Raw genomic sequence first — 20,842 nt, 5'->3', positions numbered from 1 at the left:
ATTATTATTCAAGCAAAATTTATACCAAAAGAAACGAAAGCGGAGTTGGCATGATTTTTGCTTTTAAATTATAGAGCTGGTGAAATAACGCAAAATCATGGGAGAGGATGGTTTTCGATTTATGAGATCAGAATTCAAGAACGAGGCATTCGTTAACTTTAAGGAAGAACAAAGCAATGTAGAATACGATGCAGCTCTGAAGAAGGCAGAGGCGGAGCTGGGAAAAGAATATCCACTTATTATCGGCGGCGAGAGAATTATGACTGACAGAAAAGTTGCTTCATTAAATCCGGCGAACAAAAAGCAAACGATTGGTATCGTGTCACAAGCCGACACGGATCTTGCGGAGAAAGCGATCCAAACTGCGGCGGCTACATTCGAAACATGGAAACGTACCGATCCGGGAGAACGAGCACGTTATCTATTCCGAGCCGCGGCGATTCTGCGCCGTCGCAAGCATGAGTTCTCCGCTTTGATGACTTTCGAGGCTGGAAAAACCCGAATAGAAGCGGACGTCGAAACGGCCGAAGCGATCGATTTCCTTGAATTCTACGGGCGCGAGATGCAGCGTCTTAGCCAACCACAGCCTTTGACAGTAAGCGAAGAGGAAGAGAATGAATTGTACTATATTCCTCTCGGCGTAGGTGTCGTTATTCCTCCATGGAACTTCCCGCTCGCGATCATGGCCGGCATGACTTCGGCGGCTCTAGTAACAGGCAACACGGTCGTTTTGAAGCCTGCGAGCACGACGCCGGTCATCGCCGCGAAGTTCATGGCCTTGCTGGAAGAGGTAGGTCTTCCACCTGGAGTGGTCAACTTTCTGCCTGGACCTGGCGGGCAAGTCGGCGATTACCTCGTAGACCATCCTCTCACCCGGTTTATCAGCTTTACAGGCTCCCGCGATGTGGGTCTGAGAATTAATGAACGGGCGGCAAAAACGCATCCGGGACAAAAATGGATTAAGCGCGTCGTTGCGGAAATGGGCGGCAAAGATGCCATCGTTGTTGATAAAGAAGCCGATCTGGATTTGGCTGCAGATACGATTACGCTTTCGGCATTCGGGTTCTCTGGACAGAAATGTTCGGCTTGCTCCCGCGTCATCGTACATGAGGACGTCTATGACATCGTTCTGGAGAAAGTCGTGGAGCGCGCAAGCCAATTGGTCATGAGCAATCCGGCGGATGTCTCTGCGAACTTGGGGCCTGTGATTGACGAGAAGGCTTATGCGAAAATTCTGGAATATATCGAAATCGGCAAGCAGGAAGGCCGTCTGGTGCTTGGCGGCGGTACGGGGGACTCGAACGGCTTTTTCATCGAGCCAACGATCTTTGCGGATGTGGATTCTAGAGCCCGGATTTCCCAAGAAGAAATATTCGGGCCCGTCGTTGCATTCACAAAGGCCAAATCCTTTGATGAAGCGCTGGATTTTGCCAATAATACCGACTACGGCTTGACCGGAGCGGTGATCTCACGGAATGGAGCCAATTTGGAAAAAGCAAGACGGGAATTTTTCGTAGGAAATCTCTATTTCAACCGGAAATGCACTGGCGCACTGGTAGGTACGCATCCATTCGGCGGATTCAATATGTCGGGGACGGATTCAAAAGCCGGCGGCCGGGATTATCTGCTGCTCTTCACACAGGCGAAGCTGGTGTCCGATCGTTTCTAATATTTTGTACAGTGGCAACGATGTTCAATTTGAAAATTATTGAGTATAGTGAAAGTAATCGGCATATTGTAAAGAAACGACAAGCGCGAAGGAGGAGGTTCCGTTGATAGGCTATCAATTGGTGCAAGACCAGCGCTTGAAACTGGCGATCACTCCTGAACTGAAACAGTCCATTCTTATATTGTCTTTGTCTAGCTATGAGCTAATGCAGTACTTGCAGGAGCAGGCGATGGAGAATCCGGTCCTGGAACTTGCATATCGAAGGGATACCGGTGCGTACGGTAGGAACCGTTCCACAGGAAAGCAGGTCATGCAGGATCCTTACTGGAACGTGAAGCAGTCACAGGATACGATGGAGGCGAGGCTGCAAAGTCAGCTGCGCCTTCTCCCGCTCCCGGCTGAAGTGTACAGAGCCGCTGCATTCATGGCCGGCAATCTGAGCGATGACGGTTATTTAGAGATCACAGTAGCGGACGTTTGTACAGAAATGAACGTAACCGAGGCGATCGTGTTGAAAGCGCTTGAGCAGCTGCAATCACTAGAACCGGCAGGCATAGGCTGCAGAAATTTGCGGGAAAGCCTGCTGCTGCAGATCACTCGGGATCCTGCCCCCGTTCCGTACGCATATGAGATCGTGGACGGATATTTGCCGGACCTTGCGAATGGAAGCTTGGGACGTATTGCTTCGGCTTTACGGATTGCGAGGGAGCAGGCGATGATGGCTGTTCAATATATCCAAAGCCTGAATCCTCGTCCCGGACTGTCGATCGGCGTTTTCGAACAGCAGTATGTCGTTCCGGACGCTATCGTCGAGAATCATGCGGACAGTTTCACGGTTTCCACGTACCCTTCAAGCTTGCCCAAACTCACCATAAGCAGCGAGTATAGGGACTGGGTTCATCTGCGTCAATCCGCAGAAGCGTCCTCGTATTTGAACCAATGCCTGAAGTCGGCGCAGTGGATTGTCCGCAGTGTGGAGCTGCGGAAGATGACCTTGATGAAGGTTATATACGCCATGATTGAGGAGCAGCGGGAGTTTTTAACTGATGGAGTTAAAGGTCTCAAACCTATGACGCTGAGTAGGATTGCGGGCAAGTTGGATATGCACGAATCGACCGTCAGCCGGGCGGTACATGACAAGTTCCTGTTGACCCCGCATGGTGTATTCCCGTTAAAGTATTTCTTTGCGGCAGGCTTGTCGACATCGGATGGAAGCTGCGCATCCTCCCGGAAAGTGAAAGCGAGAATTAAAGAGCTGATCGATTCCGAGAATAAAAGCCGTCCATACTCTGACCAGAAGATTGTAGATTTGTTATTTTCGGAAGGGGTGCGGCTATCGCGCAGAACGGTCACCAAATATCGTGAAGAGTTAAAGATTTTATCCTCTTCGAGCCGAAGAAGGACCATTTAAAATAGGGGCAGCCTTCAGACAGTTGAATGTCTGAGGTCAGCCCCTTTTGCTTCCTCATATAAGTCTTTCATCTAAGTCTTTCATCAATGATGGAATACATCTTATAAGAGCCGCCATATCGCTTGAGCAGTTTTTACCGGTATACGATTCGCTGCTCGTTGTCTTCCGTCATCGTAAGGGTGAACGACTCCATACCCTTAATGAGCAGTTTCATGGACTCCATGAGATTATTGGCCAAAATGGGAGGCATGGCATTCCGGTCCGGCATTCCGAAATCTGCTGCAAAGCGGATGCTGTGGTTCAGACCGACGGCCTGAAAAGCGATTTGGGCGAGAACCTCCCCCGCTTCAGACAGCATTCCGATGTTCAAATCGATTCCTTCGTTTCCGCCCGGTGATATCACAGCTGCTGCTAGGCGAATATCGCCGCATAATTTCGATATATCCATGGCGCATTGCATCATCGCCGAAGAGAGATCAAGAAAAGCCTCATTGCTTCCCGAGAAATCGCCATCGTCTTTATTTATTCGAATATTAAGCTTGATGATGTTCTTTAAATGGACCGAGGCTCTTTCGACGAACTCAACGTTTCCGTTAGACTCTGAACCGGATAACGGGAGATCCAGAGAGACCGTGTGCAGCTGCGAGGAAGCCAAGACGAGACGTTTCATATCCTGCAGCAGATTACGAGCGGAATTTCCGAATTGACGGCCGAGCCAAACCGGCGTTCCAGGCGTCAAAGACGTACTTTCCGACGTATATCGTTCATCGATTGTTTTTTCTTTGGTAAGTAAAGTGGTTAGAAGCTGATCGGTGGACTGAATCAGGACATGGGATAAATGATGGGCAGCGATTCGGTAAGAAACAGACATCAGCCCACTCGCCGTTTGCGCCAGATTCACGTGATGATCTGGGTTGATTAATGCGTAATTCCCTTTATCCTCCATCATTAACTCAAGCGCCCGATTGGCGATGACCTCGTTCATGTTTGTATTTAATGAATCGTGGGTGCCTGCCTGGATATAATCCAAGATGAAGTCCTCCAGATGTTCTCCATGGATGATTTCTTCTGCGGCTTTCACGATGCATCTTCCGATTGGATACGGCAATCTCCCCAGATCCAAATGAGCCTGAGCAGAAGCTTTTTTTATACCAGCCATCGCCATAATGATTTCTTCATGAACATGCGTGCCTTCCATCGGGAATTTCTCAGCGGCTCGCAGCGTCTGAATGCCATAGTAAGCATGGGAGGGGACCTCTCGTGTCCCTAAACGATCTTGTTCGGTTCTGGTCATATATTTTCCCTCCGAGAAAAAGTTTATTATTCTTGTAATCGGTTTCAAGTCTGCAACTGAAATCTGTGCCCCGCCGTACTATATATTTACAAGCAATTCTTGTTCCAAAATGAGATGGTGTTATAAAAAAATGGCTTAGGCGCATTACATATGAACCCGGGTGATGAAGACTTCAGTCGGGTTTTATTACAGGCGATGGGTACTTATCAAACCTTGACTTCTGGTCATATCATAGTTATTATAGACATATTAAGTCTGTGATTGAGGTGGAAAGATGAAATTTTCAAAAGCAACGGATTATGCCCTTCACACAATGCTCTTTTTGATGACCGAAGCTTCCGATAAGCCGACCGGAGTGCAGCAGCTTGCCGAAAAGCAAGGGGTTTCTCCCACATACCTGTCCAAAATACTGACCAAACTGGTGAAAGCGGGATTAATCGAATCGGCATCGGGGGCAAACGGAGGGTATCGGATCAAGGCCAAGAAAGAAGAGGTTTCGTTTTTGGATGTCATCCATGCGATTGAAGGAACGACTTCATTGTTTCAATGCTACCTTCATGATGAAGAGGAATGCGTCATCCGTAAAGTGATGGTTGAAGCTGAAGAAGCGATGGAGCAGCAATTGAGAAACCAAAAGATCATCGAACTTGCGTTGAAATAACGGTATCGGTTCAAGATACGGTTATTTTTGACCCAATTACAGATATAATATATCTTTAATATACCTAAAGAGGAACGAAAGGATGGATGACACATGATGTTATATGATTGCGCCATTGTCGGTGGGGGACCAGCAGGACTGAATGCCGCGTTGGTGCTTGGCCGGGCAAGACGAAACGTTGCACTGCTTGACAATAACCAGCCGCGGAATAAAGTAACCCATGCATCGCACGGTTTTATTACCCGGGACGGAATTACACCTGCAGAGTTTAGGCGTATTGGATATAAAGAAGTTCTGGGGTATCCTTCGGTCCGCCATTGGCAGGTTGATGTCACTGATATTCAGAAGACGGAAAGCGGTTTTAGATTATCATTGCAATCTGGAGAAGAATTGCATGCCCGGAAATTGATCCTGGCTACCGGTTTGAAGGAAATCTTCCCCGACATTGCAGGTCTGCATGACTTTTACGGTAAAAGCCTGTTCAACTGTCCTTATTGCGATGGATGGGAACTAAGGGATCAGCCGCTTGTTCTCGTTTCTGAAGATTCTGGATTGATGCACACGGCAAAATTGCTTTACAACTGGACGAAGGATTTCATCGTCTGCACAAATGGCCATGCACCTCTTAAGGCTGAAGAGCAGAAACTCCTCGAATCCAAAGGAATTCGCATCATAGAAACGCCCATCGCCGCTTTTTCCGGCCGGGAAGGGTTGCTGGAGCGGGTCCATTTTGAGGACGGTACTTCGGTGGAACGAAGCGGAGGATTTATTGCGCCGAAATTGCTTCCGAAAGCCGCATTCTCAAGTCAATTGGGATATGAAACGAATGAACAAGGCGGCATAGCAACCGATCCGATGGGAAGGAGCTCTGTTGCAGGTCTTTATGCGGCCGGAGATGCGGAATCCGTTCGACTTTCGCAGCTGATATTTGCGGCTGCCGCGGGCAGCAAAGCGGCTATGAGCGTCCATATGGATCTGACGGAAGAAGATTTTATCCTGTAACGGATCTGTATTACGTGCTTCATTCGTCAACATGGGAGGAGGGAGACATCAATGAATCCCCGATTGGGTTCGCTGCGATATCGTACCACGCAAAGCGTCATTCTGCTGCTTGGTGAGCATGGAGGAATATTGAACAGTGCGCAAATGGCAAGAGAGATCCGGATTCACGCCGTTTATTTGAGGAAAATCATCTCTCCGCTGCTGGTAAGCGGTCTCGTCGAAGCCAAGGAAGGCCGCGATGGCGGATACAAATTGGCATGCTTACGAAAATATAAGGTTGCCGATTTGATAGTCGTAGTAATGAAAGTGTTTAGGTTTGTTTATTAAGCTTGATTGGAGAGATAATAATGGGAAATACTGATAAATTTGAAATGATAGCTAATATATACGACACTCCTGAAAGAATCCAAATTGCAAAGGTATCATCAGATGCCATCCGTAATTATTTAGTTGACGCTAAAAGTAAGAATGCTATTGATTTTGGGTGTGGAACTGGTCTTGTCGGAATGAACTTGTTAGACGAGTTTAATTCTATACTTTTTCTGGATACGTCACAAAACATGATTAATCAAATAAAGCAAAAAACTACTGATTTTAAAATTAAGAATGTAGATACATTATGCTTTGATATTGAAAAGGAAAGTATATCGGATTTACATGCCGACTATATTTTTATGTCTCAGGTTCTACTCCATATTCATGATGTTGAATTAGTTTTATCAAGATTATTTGATGTTCTTGATGAAGGAGGACATCTACTGGTCGTAGATTTTAATAAAAATGAAAAAATAGTTTCAGATATTGTTCATAACGGATTTAATCCAGAAGAGCTAACCGACATTATGACTAAAATAGGTTATAGGGATATTCAATTCAAAACTTTTTATACAGGAAATAAAATATTCATGGGACAAGATGCGTCTATGTTTATTCTTGATTCAAAAAAGGGACATCGTTAAAGAATGGACTTAAAACTTGCAGTGTCAAACAACACGGAGAACCGTACCGTAAGTAAAAGAGTTTGTTGTTGAACGGGGGCGTTAGTTGAAGAAGGATGAAGGAAACCTTATTTTTTAGGGTGTCGGAATCATGTCCATAGTGGAACTGAGGCAGTTTATAGACAGACATCAGTAAATCGAATACGAAACCACAGGTAGCCCTTAAACGATGACGGGGTACCTTTTTTTCGCTTCAGTTCATTTCCGATCCTTTCGGTTATAATATGCATAAGTTTAGGATCTTAGCTTGTCTGTATTTGTTCCATGGAGGGAAATATGAATATCAACCAGCTTTTTTTCCACATTCATTATTGCAACGGCAGGAAATGGAGGGAACCGGTCAAGCTTCCCCGCAAAATCTCCAGAACCCTTTCTCACCACGAACTCGTATTGGTTACAGACGGAACTGGAAGATTGACCCTTGGAGAAAAGAGTTACACCCTTAAAGAAGGAATGCTGTATTACATCCGTCCGGGATTATTCCATGTTTTGGAACTGCATACTGCAGAGACTACCGGTTTACTGACCGTCCATTTCAGCTGTACGCGCGTGAACTTAAATGATAGCCGCTGGGAGATTGCGGACGAAATGCCTGCGCTCCATTTAGAGCCTGCCCAATCCATAAAGGATGCCTATCCGGCTCAGGAGCTTTTCCACAAACTCGTGGACTGCTGGAATGCCAAACTTCCTGGATATGAGTTCGTGAGCAAAATACTGCTCCAGCAATTATTCATGGCCATCATCCATCATCTGAAAAAAAAGCATCAGAATGACGCTGCTTCCTTAAAAGTCGAAAAAATCATTCAGTATATGCATCAGCATCTGAGTGGCAAAGTCACCTTGGGAGAATTGTCGGAATTGGTTCAGATGGCGCCAACATATTTATCGAGAACGTTTAAAGAAACAACCGGATATACGGTAATTGAATTTTTTAACAAACTTAAAATCGATAAAGCCAAAGAGCTTCTCATCGAGGGAGATCGGAAAGTAAAAGAAGTCGCGCAAATCCTTGGATTTACGGATGAATTTTATTTCAGCAGGATGTTCAAAAGAATCGAAGGCGTCAGTCCGTCGGAGTTTTACAGCAAAAATGTCCATGGAATTTAAAATCGTGCATGGTATAAGGCCAATCTTCGAGCTAATATGAGGGATGTTATTGTTCATGGTTTTTGTGCAATAACTCTTGCATACAGCAGAAGGGAGGTCTATTGATGATGCCGATGTGGAAGAGAAATCTCATCGTGTGCTGGTTTGGCATGTTCGTCACCGGGATCGGCATGAGTCAGATTGCTCCGATTTTGCCCTTGTATATAAAACAGCTCGGTGTGGACAATACGGAATCCATTGCACAGTTCTCCGGAATCGCTTTTGGCATTACCTTTATCATTTCAGCGATATTCTCGCCCATTTGGGGAAAGGCAGCGGATAAATTCGGGCGTAAACCGATGCTTTTACGGGCGAGTCTGGGCATGGCCGTTGTTGTAGGTTGCATGGGTTTTGCGCAGAATGTATATGTGTTGATTGGACTTAGGTTACTACAGGGCGCGATCACCGGTTACAGCACGGCGTGTACGACACTGATTGCCACACAGACGGATCAGGAACACGCGGGTTATGCGTTAGGCACGCTATCAACGGCCAATATTGCGGGTTCGCTGCTGGGGCCGACGATTGGCGGATTTGTCGCAGAGAACTTTGGTTTGCAGAATTCATTTTTTATTACCGGCCTACTTCTGTTTATTGCTTTTATCACCACGGTATTTTTCGTCAAAGAGAATTTCGTGCGTGAACAAAAGAAAACGCCAGGCATTAAGGAAGTATGGCACACCGTACCCGAAAAGAGCTTGACCATTACTCTGTTCGTGACATTCTTCGTGCTAACGGTCGCCCTGTACTCGGTCGAGCCCATCATCACCGTGTACATTACGCAAATTTCCGTTCATGCCGGACATGTTGCCTTGTTATCCGGGTTGGTATTTTCGGCCTCGGGACTCGCCAATATCATTGCCGCTCCAAGACTTGGGAAGCTTTCTGACAAAATAGGAGCGCATAAAGTGATTCTAGTAGCCCTGATCGCCGCGGGAATCCTCTTTATCCCCCAAGCCTTTGTACAGAATCCATGGCAGCTGATGGGCTTGCGATTTTTGTTTGGACTTACGGCTGCGGGGCTGATTCCCTCCGTCAATATTCTGATCAAAAAGATTACGCCGAATGCCCTGACAGGAAGAGTGTTTGGGTTTAGCATGTCGGCAGGGTATTTGGGCACATTCGGGGGTGCCGTATTAGGCGGACAGGTGGCGGCGTGGTTTAGCATTAGGGATGTATTTTTCATCACGAGTGCTTTGCTGCTGCTGAATGCGGTGTGGGTATATTTTAAAGTATATCAAAAGCTAAACAACCAACAATTGGCCTCAGCCAACAAATAGAATGAACAGGAGAGATGAACATGGAACAAGTAAAACAAGAAACGGAATGGTTAAAAGCAGATAAAACGGCGCTGGTGGTCATCGACTTGCAGCAGGGAATCGCGATCGCCGCACGTCAAAGCGCTCCTTATACGAGTGCCGAAGTCATTCAGAACGCAAGCAAGCTGGTGGATGCATTCACGGAAAAGGGAGGTTTTGTCGTCTTCGTCAAAGTCTCGTGGCTGGATGGCAAAGATATGCTGAAACCGGACGCGGACTTCAAAGCACCTCCGATGCAGATGCCGGAAGGTTGGGATCGCCTTGCGCCGGAATTTGCGGATGTTCAAAGCGCCCATGTCATTACCAAACGCCAATGGGGTGCCTTCTTTGGGACGGATTTGGATCTGCAGCTGCGCCGCCGCGGGATCGACACGATCGTGCTGTGCGGTATTTCGACATCCATCGGCGTGGACACGACGGCCAGGGAAGCCTATCAGCATGGATATCATCAAGTATTTGCGGAAGATGCGATGACGGCTTCCACGCAGGCAGAGCATGATTACGTGTGCCAAACGATTTTTCCTCGGATCGGCAAGGTGCGTACAAGCGGGGAAGTAGTGGAGATGCTGAAATAAGATGGTGGAGGGCGTTGCCCTTCCCCAGATTCATTTAAGAATGGAAAAAGGATTTGAACGTGAAGCTGGCGCCGTTATTCAACAGGCTCCGAGCTGGATTCCGTCAATCAAGGGGAATTTGGAGGACCCTTATGGCTGATTCTTCGGATGGATGTATGTAGGATGGATCTTCTATGTATCATCAACCATAAGGTCGTGCTTCAATGAACTAAAATTACTTACCGTCGTATCCTACGCCATGATTCAGAGGTTGAATTCCTGTAGAAGCAGACGGTGTGGAAATGATTCCTGTGCTAACGATCCCTAGCAGCAACAATGTCGAGAGAAATACATTCTTCATTCTTAATCACTCCTAATAAGTAGTCTTGTAATACATTGTAATACTTTTCGAGATGTTCCGGCAAAGCTCGCGGCCTGCATATTTCGAAAAGCGCAGCAGATTTTTTAAACTGCTTATCATCACCAATTTTATCAGAAAAAATCAATGCTTGTATAGTAGAATTTAAAGCATGTTCGAAATGGCTTCTTTTGTAATAATAGATCGAAAGCAGATGCAGGATTGAAAGATAGTAGGTGCAATCCGTCGAACTCAAATCCTCGAATTTAATATTGTTTACAAGAGTCGCCAGCGGCTCGATGATCTCGTCCACGTCTATATTTCGTGTGTTGGCGCATTCCAGGATAGTAATGAGTCCAGGAAGTGTTTCGGAAGGATATTTTTGAATGAACGTGGCATACTCCGCCAAAATCGTTAATTTTCCTGAAAGAATATCCGCCGTATACGCATTGGCCTTCGCAAAAAACTTGAAGTCATCGACGATCTTTTGATTGTTTTCGCTTCCGTCTGAGAATAGATGGAGATGCTTATAATTCTCAATGCACATTTTCGCTTCCCTATACTGTTTTTTCTTCTGGTATGCAACGCCCTTCATTAAATTACCGTAACCTATATAATAAACCAGAGGTTTTTCCATGATCGGTAATTGTATTTCCTCATTTTCCTGAAAAGGGCCATACACTTTATCTAAAAGTCTGTCAGACAAGTCGATCAGGTTATCCCAATTTTCAAGTGAATGAGCCATCCGAAGCATCGTAACCAGAGAATCCACGCTGTTTTTTATTTGAGTCATTTCCCTTTCCAAGTTTCGATCTCCTCTCAAAAAGATACTATTGAGTCTATAGCGAATCCCGGGAATGGTCAATTATGAATATCAACGAACATGCAAGGGTTCCCGAGTTATCTCTTATTGTATCGGATGATGCGGGCAATAAATCAAGTGAAGATCATGTGTGATCTGACTAACAATATACGTCATTGCAATTCCAACAGTTCTTTAACGGAGCGGTCGAAACCGGAGAACGGGCGGCCAAGGAAGTTCTAAGCAAGGTAGGGAAGAGCCTGAATAAAGTCTAAAATAAGTCTAAAAAACAAGCAAGAACTAGACTTAACAAGCACTCGGCTGTCATTTCAAAGTCGGGTGCTTTTTTAAGTTGTTAAGATTATAGAACTTATAAATTTCAGCGAAGCTGAACCGTTCTATAATCGCAAGAAAAACTTCCGCTAAACTTGGTAATGAATTCATGTGTTAACAATTTAGGTCAAAAATTAATCTCTTTTTACTGAAATAATGATGTTGTTCAATAAAAAAGATTAAATATTGCCTTACAACTCGATAAACCACTGCCTATTCGAGGACGATCGTTTTTTCTATAATCAAAATGTAAACGTTTTCTTAAATTAATAGATCACTTTTTTAGGTCAATATTCAACCATGTGACAATCTTATAAGGGGCGATTATGATGAGCGGTACAACTTCCTACGAAGATTTGGTATCGAAACTGGGCGAGGAGATCTCTGCTGTCAAAAAGAAAGGCTTCGATTTCATCGTGAAACCGATTCCTGATTCGGATGCAATAGGTGAATTGGATCCTCGGGTTCTTCAAGTGACTTTGCAAATGGCTGAAAAAATGGCAGAGATGGCAGACCAACCATTCGATCTTTCGGATACAACGGCTTTTGTTCAGGGAATGCGTGCGATGTTTGGCTGGAACAATGACGATGTAACGAAAAGCAAAGTTGAAACTACTTATAAAACCATTGAGGGAGCGAATGGACCAATTCCTCTGCGAATCTATACGCCATCGAATGAAGGGATTCTGCCAGCAGTTGTCTTCATTCACGGCGGCGGGTTCTTGGCTGGAAGTGTTGATGTAGTAGAAAATCCGTGTAAATCCTTGGCGGAAAAAGCAGGCGCCGTTGTTATTTCCGTTGATTACCGTTTAGCGCCTGAGCATGCGTTCCCAGCAGGGCTGACAGACTGTTTCGATGCCGTAACATGGGTATATGAGCATGCGGATGAAATTCGTGTGAATCGAGAGCAAATCGCCGTATTGGGAGACAGTGCGGGTGGTAATTTGTCTACGGTGTGTGCGCTTATGGATCATGAGAAGGGGACGGGAATGATTAAGTTCCAGGCGCTTATTTATCCGACAGTGAATATGGCCGGTGTACAAACCGAGGACTTCAACTGGAGTCTAGACCACTATGAAATTCGTAACCATGCGGAGCTAATCACGCCAATGATTACAGCACTCGGTGAAAGCGGCGGAGCCGTTTACCAGCTCTATCTGCAAAATAACGCAGAAATCACAGATCCTCACGTTTCCCCGCTGTTGTCGGATAAGCTTGGTGGCATGCCGGAGACGCTGATCGCCATTGCTCAATACGATTATTTGGCAGTAGAATGTGAAGTTTATGCAGCGAAGCTTGCACGCAGCGGCGTTCCAACGAAGCTTATTCAGTACAATGGTGTAGATCATGCTTTTATGGATAAAATTGGTTTATACCCGCAAGCAGAAGATTTAATGAATGAAATTGCAAAAGAGATCAAGCGAGTGTTTGCCTAATTCTATTAATTCATGTTTCCCGGGGGGAGCAAATTGTCATGATGACAAAACAAGTAGGCTGGAGAGAACGGATCAGCTATGGTCTCTCAGACACGGCATCCAATTTAATTTTTCAAATGATTACGATCTATTTAATGTTCTTTTATACGGATGTATATGGAATTAGCACTTCCGCCGTGGCTACTTTGTTCCTGGTTACGCGCATACTCGATGCTTTTGCGGATCCGATGATGGGCATCCTGATCGATAAGACGAACTCGAAGTGGGGCAAAAGCCGGCCATACTTCTTGTGGTTAGGGATACCTTTTGCTGTGATTGCGATGATGACCTTCTTTACACCGGATATCGGTAATATTGGTAAAATTGTATACGCTTACATCACGTATACGCTGCTTGGTATCGTATATTCGGGTATTAATATTCCGATTACATCCATTTTGCCAAGTATGACGAGCAATCCGCAGGAGAGAACCGAACTGGCTTCAATCCGGATGCTATTTGCTTTTGTCGGGATGATTATTGTATCTGTTGGAACCCTTCCAATCGTTAAAGCACTGGGCGGTGGCAACCAGCAACATGGTTTCTTTTTCACCATGGTTTTATTCGGTGTGATTGGCGGAATCTTTTTTCTCATCACTTTCTTTAATGTAAAAGAACGAGTCGTTTCGGCAAATGATAAACCGCTTCCATTTCGTGAATCGATCAAAGCAATAAAAGGGAATGTACCGTGGTTCTTGCTTTTAATTAGCGGGTTTATCCAAATGACTATTATGACGATGCAGACGCAGACAACGGTATATTTCTGGACTTATAACATGAAACGACCGGAACTCATAGCGGCAATCATGTCTTTGTCGATGATATCTCTGATTACACTTGCCATTTCTCCGTTTGTATCCAAAAGAATTGGAAAAAGAAACACGATGATTACCGGCTCTTCGATCATGATTGTGGGCTATGCCATTGCTTTAACGGGCAGCTACAATCAATCGATTCCGCTCATTTTGACAGGTATGATCATCACCAGCTTAGCACAAGGCCTTTCGATGAGTATGGGATTTGCGATGATTGCAGATGTGGTTGATTATGGTGAGTGGAAATCTGGTGTGCGAGCACAAGGGTTATTATCCGCGGCTGTCAGCTTTGGAGCGAAAGTAGGTATGGGCGTTGGCGGGGCCTTATCCGCAGGCATGCTATCATTAGGGAACTACGTACCTGGTGCAGCACAGCAATCGCAGTCCGCACTTGCTGCTATACAAGTGAACTATTTATGGGCGCCGCTTCTTTCAGCCGGACTAGGCATTATCATCATGCTGTTCTACAAGCTGGATCGTCAAATTGGCACCATTTCCGAAGGGTTAGAAACGCAGAGAAATAATGGGATAAGTATGTAGAAAAAACTTGCCTTCTTCAGATTATGTTTATCTGGGGGAGGCAAGTTTTGTTCATAACAAGCGGTTTTATTCTTCAACCAGTTCGAATGGATTGAGGTCAAGGCCGTTCGTTCCCTGATGATCGCTACTTTTGATCAATAATCTGTATTGGGAAAGAGATACCCCGAAATGCTTCTTGAACAGTGTATAAAAATAGTTCAAATCCTCCCAACCGCACTTCTCCAAAATCTCCTTGGTCGACAAATTACTTTCGTTAAGCAATTGTTTGACCTGAGCCATTCGAACTTTTGTAATATATTCGGCAACGGATTCTCCTGTCGCCTCTTTGAATAACCTTCCCAAATAAACATTCGACATTTGAAACTCTTCGGCAAGGATGCTTAGGTTTAAGTTTTTATCTGGGTACTTTTCCTCAATCATTTTCTTGATACGATCCACGACGATATTGCGTTTGTTATGTTTCATGGAGTCTACAGTCAAGACAATTTCAGAGAACAGAGAATCGAACGTTTGGTGAATCTCTTCAATTGTTTCAAAATAGTCTATTTTAGAAAAATACGTGTGAAACGCGTTCGATATTCGGGAATTGCTGTTGTCTGCAACTGAATGAAAGGAACTGCTGATCATAAACATGAGATGTATGTACGATGACAGCATCGTTTCGTACGGCGCATCGACTAAACCGTGAACAAATTCGTCAAAGTACTTCTTGACTTTATCCAAATGTCCAAGCTTTAGCGAATCCAACAAGAGCTTAGCCTTTCCTTCAGGGAAAGGCGATGGTTCCGTACGGATCGAAGATCGAAATGTTGGAGTAAGAATACTGCCATGTCCCGCGATCATCCGGTACATAGATAGCGCCAGCGTGTCAGAATACGTTTCACTAAGCAGGGCGCGGGATTCGATCGTTTCGCTGATTGCAGCGGAGAGCGAGAAATGCAAATAATCGTGCACCAAATGTTGAATGCTTTTCACCAACGTCAAAATATTTGATGCCTCTTCCTCTGAACCCGTAGACTCTAGCAGCAAGACGAGCTTATCGGAATCCATTTCAATCACGTCGCTTGTAAATTCGCCTGAAGTAATGGTTTCAATGATGTTAGCGATTCCATATTTCAGCAGACCGCGTTCTCTTTCATTATATTTATCCAAGAACATTCGATAATGATCCAAACGGAATACAATGATCCGGAGTGAACCGGTTAAATCCGTTTTGATGCCAAGCTCTGCTGTCTGAGATAGCAGCTCCTTATGAGCGGCATCCTTATTCCCGAGCAACAAATCTTTTAACCAATGGTTACGCAAGGATTGTCGATGATTCCGCTGCTTCCGATCCAATTCATCGCTCTTCAGACGAACGGTTTCAATCAGCCTTCCGAACGGAGAATAGATCGATTTTGACATGAAGAAAGAACAGAGAAATCCCAGGAAAAGCACGACGATGCTGGTAAACAGCGTAGAGGATTTGACGGCATCCACCGGGGACATGAATGATTGGTACGAAATCCGGCTGATGAATTTCCAGTTCAATGATTGCGAGGACACGTAGGCGATATTGTAGGATTGACCGTCGATTGTCGTCTTAAAGCTGCCTGTTGCTTGATCCGAATCTAACACAGTTCGAATATACTCTTCATCCCGAATGTTTCGCAGAAACATGTTTTCCTCAGCGTGATTTACGACGGTTCCATTCGAATCGATTACGATGATATCGTTCCCTGTATCGTCAATTTTGTTGTTCAATGAAGCAATAAGCTCGCGGAGGGCGTTCGACTTAATATTAACAACGACCGCTTGACTCGGATGTTTGCCAGGATCCAACTGGAAGGGAAGGATATACGAATATACGTTGATAAATCCTGAAGAGGAATTTGCTTTTGGGATTCTGCGGGCTATAGGCATGGTAGACAAATCTTGATCGTCCCATTTTTGAAGCAAGCTGATAACATCCTGATCGTAAAAACTAAGAGCGGAATAGAACCCTCCGTCCTCCGTCGATGCGATCCGATCTAAAGAAAGGGAAATGGTATATACCGAATACACGTAATCATTGGTGACTACAAGCATATCCAAATTCCGTAGAGCATTGTCGAGCACCATTTTGTCATCGTTCTGATTATATAGGAGGTTGGGAACGTTTGATCCAACAATGGCTGAGGACATGAATTTATGAGCTAAATTATCCATGTAATTCATGCTGTAGCTAATCTGATTCAGCATAGACGTTCTCAGCCGGTTCTCGTTAGCCAGCGAAGCCGAGCTATAATTCTGATACAAAAGGGCGGACAAACCGAGAATCAAAATGGTAACGGTTACAGTAAATGCGAGCAGCAATTTGGTGTACAAACGATTAGATTGTAATTTGACTGGAACAGCCATACTGTCCCCCCTTTTTTCGTGTATGATTTCTTTCAACATTCCCTTCGGTATTCCTGCGAAACTCATCCATTTTCTATTCGAAAATCCTAATATTATTGAAATGTTTAATTTTTAGAGAAGGACCATAGCGAATTGTCAAAGGAAAATATGCTTTTCCCTGTATGAGCGTGATGTATTATCGATTATCGTGAAAATGAAATCGAGTATACATTGACTTTTATGAAAGAAGGAGTGGGTATATGAATAACAACCTGTCAGCCGCGGCAGCTGCACAGAAAAGATTCAAAAAGACCGGTTTTCTGCATCACCGAACTTTTTTGCAGGAAATGGTCAGGCGTTGGCCGTTCTATCTCATGATTCTGCCCGGAATGCTTTATATCGTCATATTTAATTACTTGCCCATGTTCGGAGCGGTCATCGCATTTAAGGATTATAATCCGGTCAAGGGCATATGGGGGAGCAAATGGATCGGATTTAAAAACTTCGAGTTTTTTTTCAAATCCGATGCGGCATGGAGGGTTACATTTAATACGATCTTTTACAACCTGCTCATTATCGTGCTTGTAACCGTCATTTCCGTATTGTTTGCCATTCTACTGCAAGAAACGGGCAGCCGGATGCGGACAGCTGTGTACAAAAGCGTGATGTTAATGCCGTTCTTTCTGTCTTGGATCGTGGGAGAGTATATTGTATACGCTCTGCTTAACACCGACCAGGGGCTGGTGAACGGAATCCGCAAATCCCTTGGGCTGGAAGCGATCGATTGGTACAGTGATGCGATATACTGGCGATTTATTATGCCTCTGGCTTATCTGCTCAAGCAAGTGGGATATACTTCGGTCATCTATGTCGCTGCCGTTACGGGAATATCATCGGATTATTATGAAGCTGCGGAAATCGATGGTGCGAGCAAGTGGCAGAAGGCAAGGTTCATCACCATTCCACTCTTAATGCCGGTCGTGATTATTCTTATGCTCCTCTGGCTCGGGAAGATTTTCAATGGCGGGCTTGGTGACTGGGGTGCTTTCTATAACTTACCTCGGGAATCGGGAATTTTGTTCTCTTCGACCGACGTGATCGATACCTATGTGTTCAGGTCGCTGCGTACCGTTAACGATATCGGGATGTCCTCTGCCGTAGGCTTATATCAAGCGGTTGTAGGTTTGGTGCTGGTACTCATCTCTAATTATCTGGTAAAAAAATATGATTCTGATAGTTCATTATTCTAATCTGGCTGCAGGAGGGAGTGTGCAAAAATGGGACAGTTGAAGATGAAACGTGAGGGATTATTTTCCAAGCTCGCGATCAATCTGATGTTCATCGTATATTGTGCAATGTGCCTTATTCCCGTGTTGCTCGTGTTATCCATTTCATTAACGAATGAGAAATCGCTGCTCACAGATGGCTATCATCTGATTCCGAAGGAATTCAGTCTCATAGGTTACCAGTATGTATTCTCCGGTACGACATCTATCTTGAACGCATACAAGATCACGATGATTGTAACGGCCGTCGGCTCATTTCTTCACTTGCTCGTGACCTCCTTAATGTCCTATGCCATTTCCAGAAATGAAGTGAGGTACAGAAATCAGGTTTCGTTTCTTGTGTTCTTTACCATTCTGTTTAACGGAGGACTTGCTCCTTACTACATTCTGATAACGAAATATCTCCATCTGAAGGATACGCTGCTCGTATTGATCATCGTGCTGCTCGTTTCCCCGGTGCATGTGCTCATCATGCGTAATTTCTTTAAGGCGCTGCCTGACTCGATTATTGAATCGGCCAGGATCGACGGATCGGGAGAATTCAATACGTTTTTCCGGATTGTGCTGCCCTTGTCTACGCCTGTGCTTGCGACCATCGGATTGTTCATTTCAATCGCCTACTGGAATGACTGGTTTACTAGTGCGCTATTCATCGAAAACAATAAACTGTATACCCTTCAATATTTACTTCAGGCTTTAATGTCGAATATCCAATATTTGCTTAGCAATGAACAGGCATCGAGAGCGATTGAAAAGTCGATAGGGATGCTGCCGGGGGAAAGTGCCAGAATGGCCGCTTGCGTGCTGTCCATCGGGCCGATTATTTTGATGTATCCTGTTTTGCAGCGATATTTTGTCAAAGGGCTTACGCTTGGCGCCGTTAAAGCATAGAAAACATCATTTTCATGAAAAGTATCTTTTTTAAAGAACAGGAATTGGCGAAATATCTAAGGAAAGTATACTTTTTCGTGTATACATGATCTTTCGGGTCCAATAATCTGAAACGGAATACGAACATAATGATCCTTGAAATGAGTATGGGGGAGTGGCGCCTATCAGGGGGAGTCGTAAATGTTTTGCGAGTATGGTTTTGATGATAAACAAGAGAAAAAAAGGAGGACTTGATATGCTTCATCGTTCAAAATATATTCCATCCGTCATTGCATACATACTCATTCTAGCCCTTACGCTCGTCGGATGCGGAACCAGCAGCGATTCAGGAAATACCCCCAGCACATCTGAGAATCAGAATCAGACCAAGACTACCCAAGAGACGGCGAAACCGAATGATCCGCCAGTAGAATTAACATTTTATATCGCCAACGCACCGGTGAAAGACATGGATCGCATCATGGATGCGGCGAACAAGATTATTAAGGAAAAAATCAACGCCACCTTGAAGCTGGTCGTTACCGACTGGAGTGCATATCCGCAAAAAATGAATCTCATGATTTCGTCGGGTGAACCGTTTGATCTCGCCTTTACCGGAAGCTGGGGAGAACTGAACTACTTCCAAAATGCTTCCAAAGGTGCTTACTTGGATATCACGGATCTGCTGGATAAGTATGCTCCCGTGACAAAGTCGAGAGTGCCGGAGAGTATATGGCAGGGCGTAAAGGTGAACGGAAAAATTTACGGTTCCATCAACTATCAGGTATGGGGAATGGCAGGAGCCAAAGGGGTGCAGCTAAGAAAGGACTTTGCCGACAAGTATAATTTTGACTGGAAATCGATAAAAAATTGGAATGACCTGACGCCGTTTCTGGATGCCGTGAAAAAGGGAGAACCGGGTATCATCCCTTGGGAATATAGCAACCAGGCCGACAATTTTGCGGATATGCCACTCATCTATGGCATGGATTCCGTGGGAGACAATAAGATTCCAGGCTGGATACGGATTAATGACAAGGATGTCAAGGTGTTCAACCAGTATGAAACGGAGGAGTACAAGGATTACCTGAAAACATTCAGAAATTGGTATGTGAACGGTTACATCAAGAAAGATGCCGCAACAATGAAGGATTACCTCCCGGATAGGAAAGCGAAACGAATTGCTGCCTTATATGCGAACCCTTATCCTGACCTAGTTGACATGCCTGAGCTAGGGGTCCAATCTTTTATGTCCCAAGCGCCGCCGGAGGATAAGGTATACAGTTACTCCAAAAGGTTTACCGAGCCTTTTATCCCTGCGAATAGCCCGTCGACTGCAATTGTCGCGGTCGGTGCCAACTCAAAGCATCCGGAGAAGGCGGTTCAATTGATCGAACTATTGAATACCGATGATTCCTTGTTCCATTTATTAGCTTTTGGAGAAGAAGGAAAGGATTACAAGAAGATTAGCGATAAACAAATTGAAATGATCAAGGACATGTACAACTTCAACTGGAGCGAATGGGAGATCGGGCAGTCATACGGCAGGATGCTGTGGGATCAAAATGCCAATGTGGAACTTTCAGAAAAGATGCTTAGTATGATTTACGAGGCTGACAAGACTGCTGCGGTATCTCCTGTGATGGGCTTCGTATTCAACTCGGAACCGGTTAAAACCCAAATTGCCAACGTGGATGCGACGCTGAAGGAATATTTGTACACACTTGATTCCGGTTCGGTAGATCCTGACAAATACTATACGGAATTTCTGAACAAATTGAAAAAGGCCGGAGCCGACGATATTATTGCCGAGAAACAGAAGCAGATTGACGAATGGAAGAAGGCTAACGGCAAGTAAGAGAATAGATTTAACGCCTCAGATTACATTAACCGATAACATGTCGGGTGTCGACCTATGATTTTTAGTAATTTCAACATGGCGGATGCTTAA

General features: G+C 44.8%; 17 protein-coding genes. 14 read left to right on the top strand and 3 right to left on the bottom strand.

Annotated elements, in window-relative coordinates:
* The first annotated feature begins 121 nt into the window (after nt 1-121).
* Both pruA and rpoN read left to right on the top strand, forming a co-directional pair.
* Entirely contained in the window at nt 122-1,669 is a 1,548-nt protein-coding gene (gene pruA / locus MUG84_RS21215) for an L-glutamate gamma-semialdehyde dehydrogenase (protein WP_244728647.1), read from the top strand.
* 103 nt (nt 1,670-1,772) lie between these two features.
* Entirely contained in the window at nt 1,773-3,080 is a 1,308-nt protein-coding gene (gene rpoN, locus MUG84_RS21210; protein ID WP_244728644.1) for an RNA polymerase factor sigma-54, read from the top strand.
* A 133-nt stretch (nt 3,081-3,213) separates the two neighbouring features.
* Here rpoN and MUG84_RS21205 read toward each other — a convergent pair whose 3' ends face one another.
* On the bottom strand, nt 3,214-4,374 hold the full coding sequence (locus MUG84_RS21205) for a lyase family protein (RefSeq protein ID WP_244728642.1): 1,161 nt from the start codon (nt 4,372-4,374) through the stop codon (nt 3,214-3,216).
* A 274-nt stretch (nt 4,375-4,648) separates the two neighbouring features.
* On the opposite strand from MUG84_RS21205, the gene MUG84_RS21200 reads away from it, so the two are divergent.
* The 7 genes from MUG84_RS21200 to MUG84_RS21170 all read left to right on the top strand — a co-directional run bounded on the left by MUG84_RS21200 (nt 4,649) and on the right by MUG84_RS21170 (nt 10,075).
* Entirely contained in the window at nt 4,649-5,035 is a 387-nt protein-coding gene (locus MUG84_RS21200; RefSeq protein ID WP_244728640.1) for an Rrf2 family transcriptional regulator, read from the top strand.
* A 96-nt stretch (nt 5,036-5,131) separates the two neighbouring features.
* Complete coding sequence (locus MUG84_RS21195; protein WP_244728863.1) at nt 5,132-6,037, top strand: NAD(P)/FAD-dependent oxidoreductase; 906 nt, start codon at nt 5,132-5,134, stop codon at nt 6,035-6,037.
* A 51-nt stretch (nt 6,038-6,088) separates the two neighbouring features.
* Entirely contained in the window at nt 6,089-6,364 is a 276-nt protein-coding gene (locus MUG84_RS21190; RefSeq protein WP_244728638.1) for an Rrf2 family transcriptional regulator, read from the top strand.
* Between the two features lie 20 nt (nt 6,365-6,384).
* On the top strand, nt 6,385-6,996 hold the full coding sequence (locus MUG84_RS21185; RefSeq protein ID WP_244728636.1) for a class I SAM-dependent methyltransferase: 612 nt from the start codon (nt 6,385-6,387) through the stop codon (nt 6,994-6,996).
* Nucleotides 6,997-7,311: 315 nt separating this feature from the next.
* Entirely contained in the window at nt 7,312-8,142 is an 831-nt protein-coding gene (locus tag MUG84_RS21180; RefSeq protein WP_244728634.1) for a helix-turn-helix transcriptional regulator, read from the top strand.
* Between the two features lie 107 nt (nt 8,143-8,249).
* Nucleotides 8,250-9,461: a multidrug efflux MFS transporter gene (locus MUG84_RS21175; protein ID WP_244728861.1), complete on the top strand. Its 1,212-nt coding sequence runs from the start codon at nt 8,250-8,252 to the stop codon at nt 9,459-9,461.
* A 20-nt stretch (nt 9,462-9,481) separates the two neighbouring features.
* Nucleotides 9,482-10,075, top strand: a complete 594-nt coding sequence (locus MUG84_RS21170; RefSeq protein ID WP_244728632.1) for a hydrolase — start codon at nt 9,482-9,484, stop codon at nt 10,073-10,075.
* Between the two features lie 293 nt (nt 10,076-10,368).
* Here the strand turns inward: MUG84_RS21170 and MUG84_RS21165 are convergent, their stop codons facing one another.
* Complete coding sequence (locus tag MUG84_RS21165; protein ID WP_244728630.1) at nt 10,369-11,217, bottom strand: hypothetical protein; 849 nt, start codon at nt 11,215-11,217, stop codon at nt 10,369-10,371.
* A gap of 659 nt (nt 11,218-11,876) precedes the next feature.
* On the opposite strand from MUG84_RS21165, the gene MUG84_RS21160 reads away from it, so the two are divergent.
* Complete coding sequence (locus tag MUG84_RS21160) at nt 11,877-12,983, top strand: alpha/beta hydrolase (protein WP_244728859.1); 1,107 nt, start codon at nt 11,877-11,879, stop codon at nt 12,981-12,983.
* A 38-nt stretch (nt 12,984-13,021) separates the two neighbouring features.
* Complete coding sequence (locus MUG84_RS21155) at nt 13,022-14,377, top strand: MFS transporter (RefSeq protein ID WP_244728628.1); 1,356 nt, start codon at nt 13,022-13,024, stop codon at nt 14,375-14,377.
* Between the two features lie 66 nt (nt 14,378-14,443).
* On the opposite strand, the gene MUG84_RS21150 is transcribed toward MUG84_RS21155, so the two are convergent.
* Nucleotides 14,444-16,756, bottom strand: coding sequence for a helix-turn-helix domain-containing protein (locus MUG84_RS21150; RefSeq protein ID WP_244728625.1), 2,313 nt, complete (start codon nt 16,754-16,756; stop codon nt 14,444-14,446).
* Nucleotides 16,757-16,995: 239 nt separating this feature from the next.
* Here MUG84_RS21150 and MUG84_RS21145 point away from each other — a divergent pair, with 239 nt between their 5' ends.
* The 3 genes from MUG84_RS21145 (at nt 16,996) to MUG84_RS21135 (ending at nt 20,749) form a co-directional block, all read left to right on the top strand.
* Nucleotides 16,996-17,985, top strand: a complete 990-nt coding sequence (locus tag MUG84_RS21145) for an ABC transporter permease (protein WP_244728623.1) — start codon at nt 16,996-16,998, stop codon at nt 17,983-17,985.
* Nucleotides 17,986-18,012: 27 nt separating this feature from the next.
* The gene (locus MUG84_RS21140) at nt 18,013-18,912 is read left to right on the top strand and encodes a carbohydrate ABC transporter permease (protein ID WP_244728621.1); all 900 of its coding nucleotides are present in this window, start codon (nt 18,013-18,015) and stop codon (nt 18,910-18,912) included.
* A 235-nt stretch (nt 18,913-19,147) separates the two neighbouring features.
* Nucleotides 19,148-20,749 carry an ABC transporter substrate-binding protein gene (locus MUG84_RS21135; protein WP_244728618.1) on the top strand — a complete coding sequence of 534 codons (1,602 nt, stop codon included), beginning with the start codon at nt 19,148-19,150 and terminating at the stop codon, nt 20,747-20,749.
* Nucleotides 20,750-20,842 lie beyond the last annotated feature (93 nt).

Source organism: Paenibacillus mangrovi, assembly GCF_022898935.1.
Lineage (GTDB): Bacteria > Bacillota > Bacilli > Paenibacillales > Paenibacillaceae > Paenibacillus_AQ > Paenibacillus_AQ mangrovi.
Note: the sequence above shows the minus strand (reverse complement) of the source record. Positions and strands in the feature narration are given on the sequence as shown.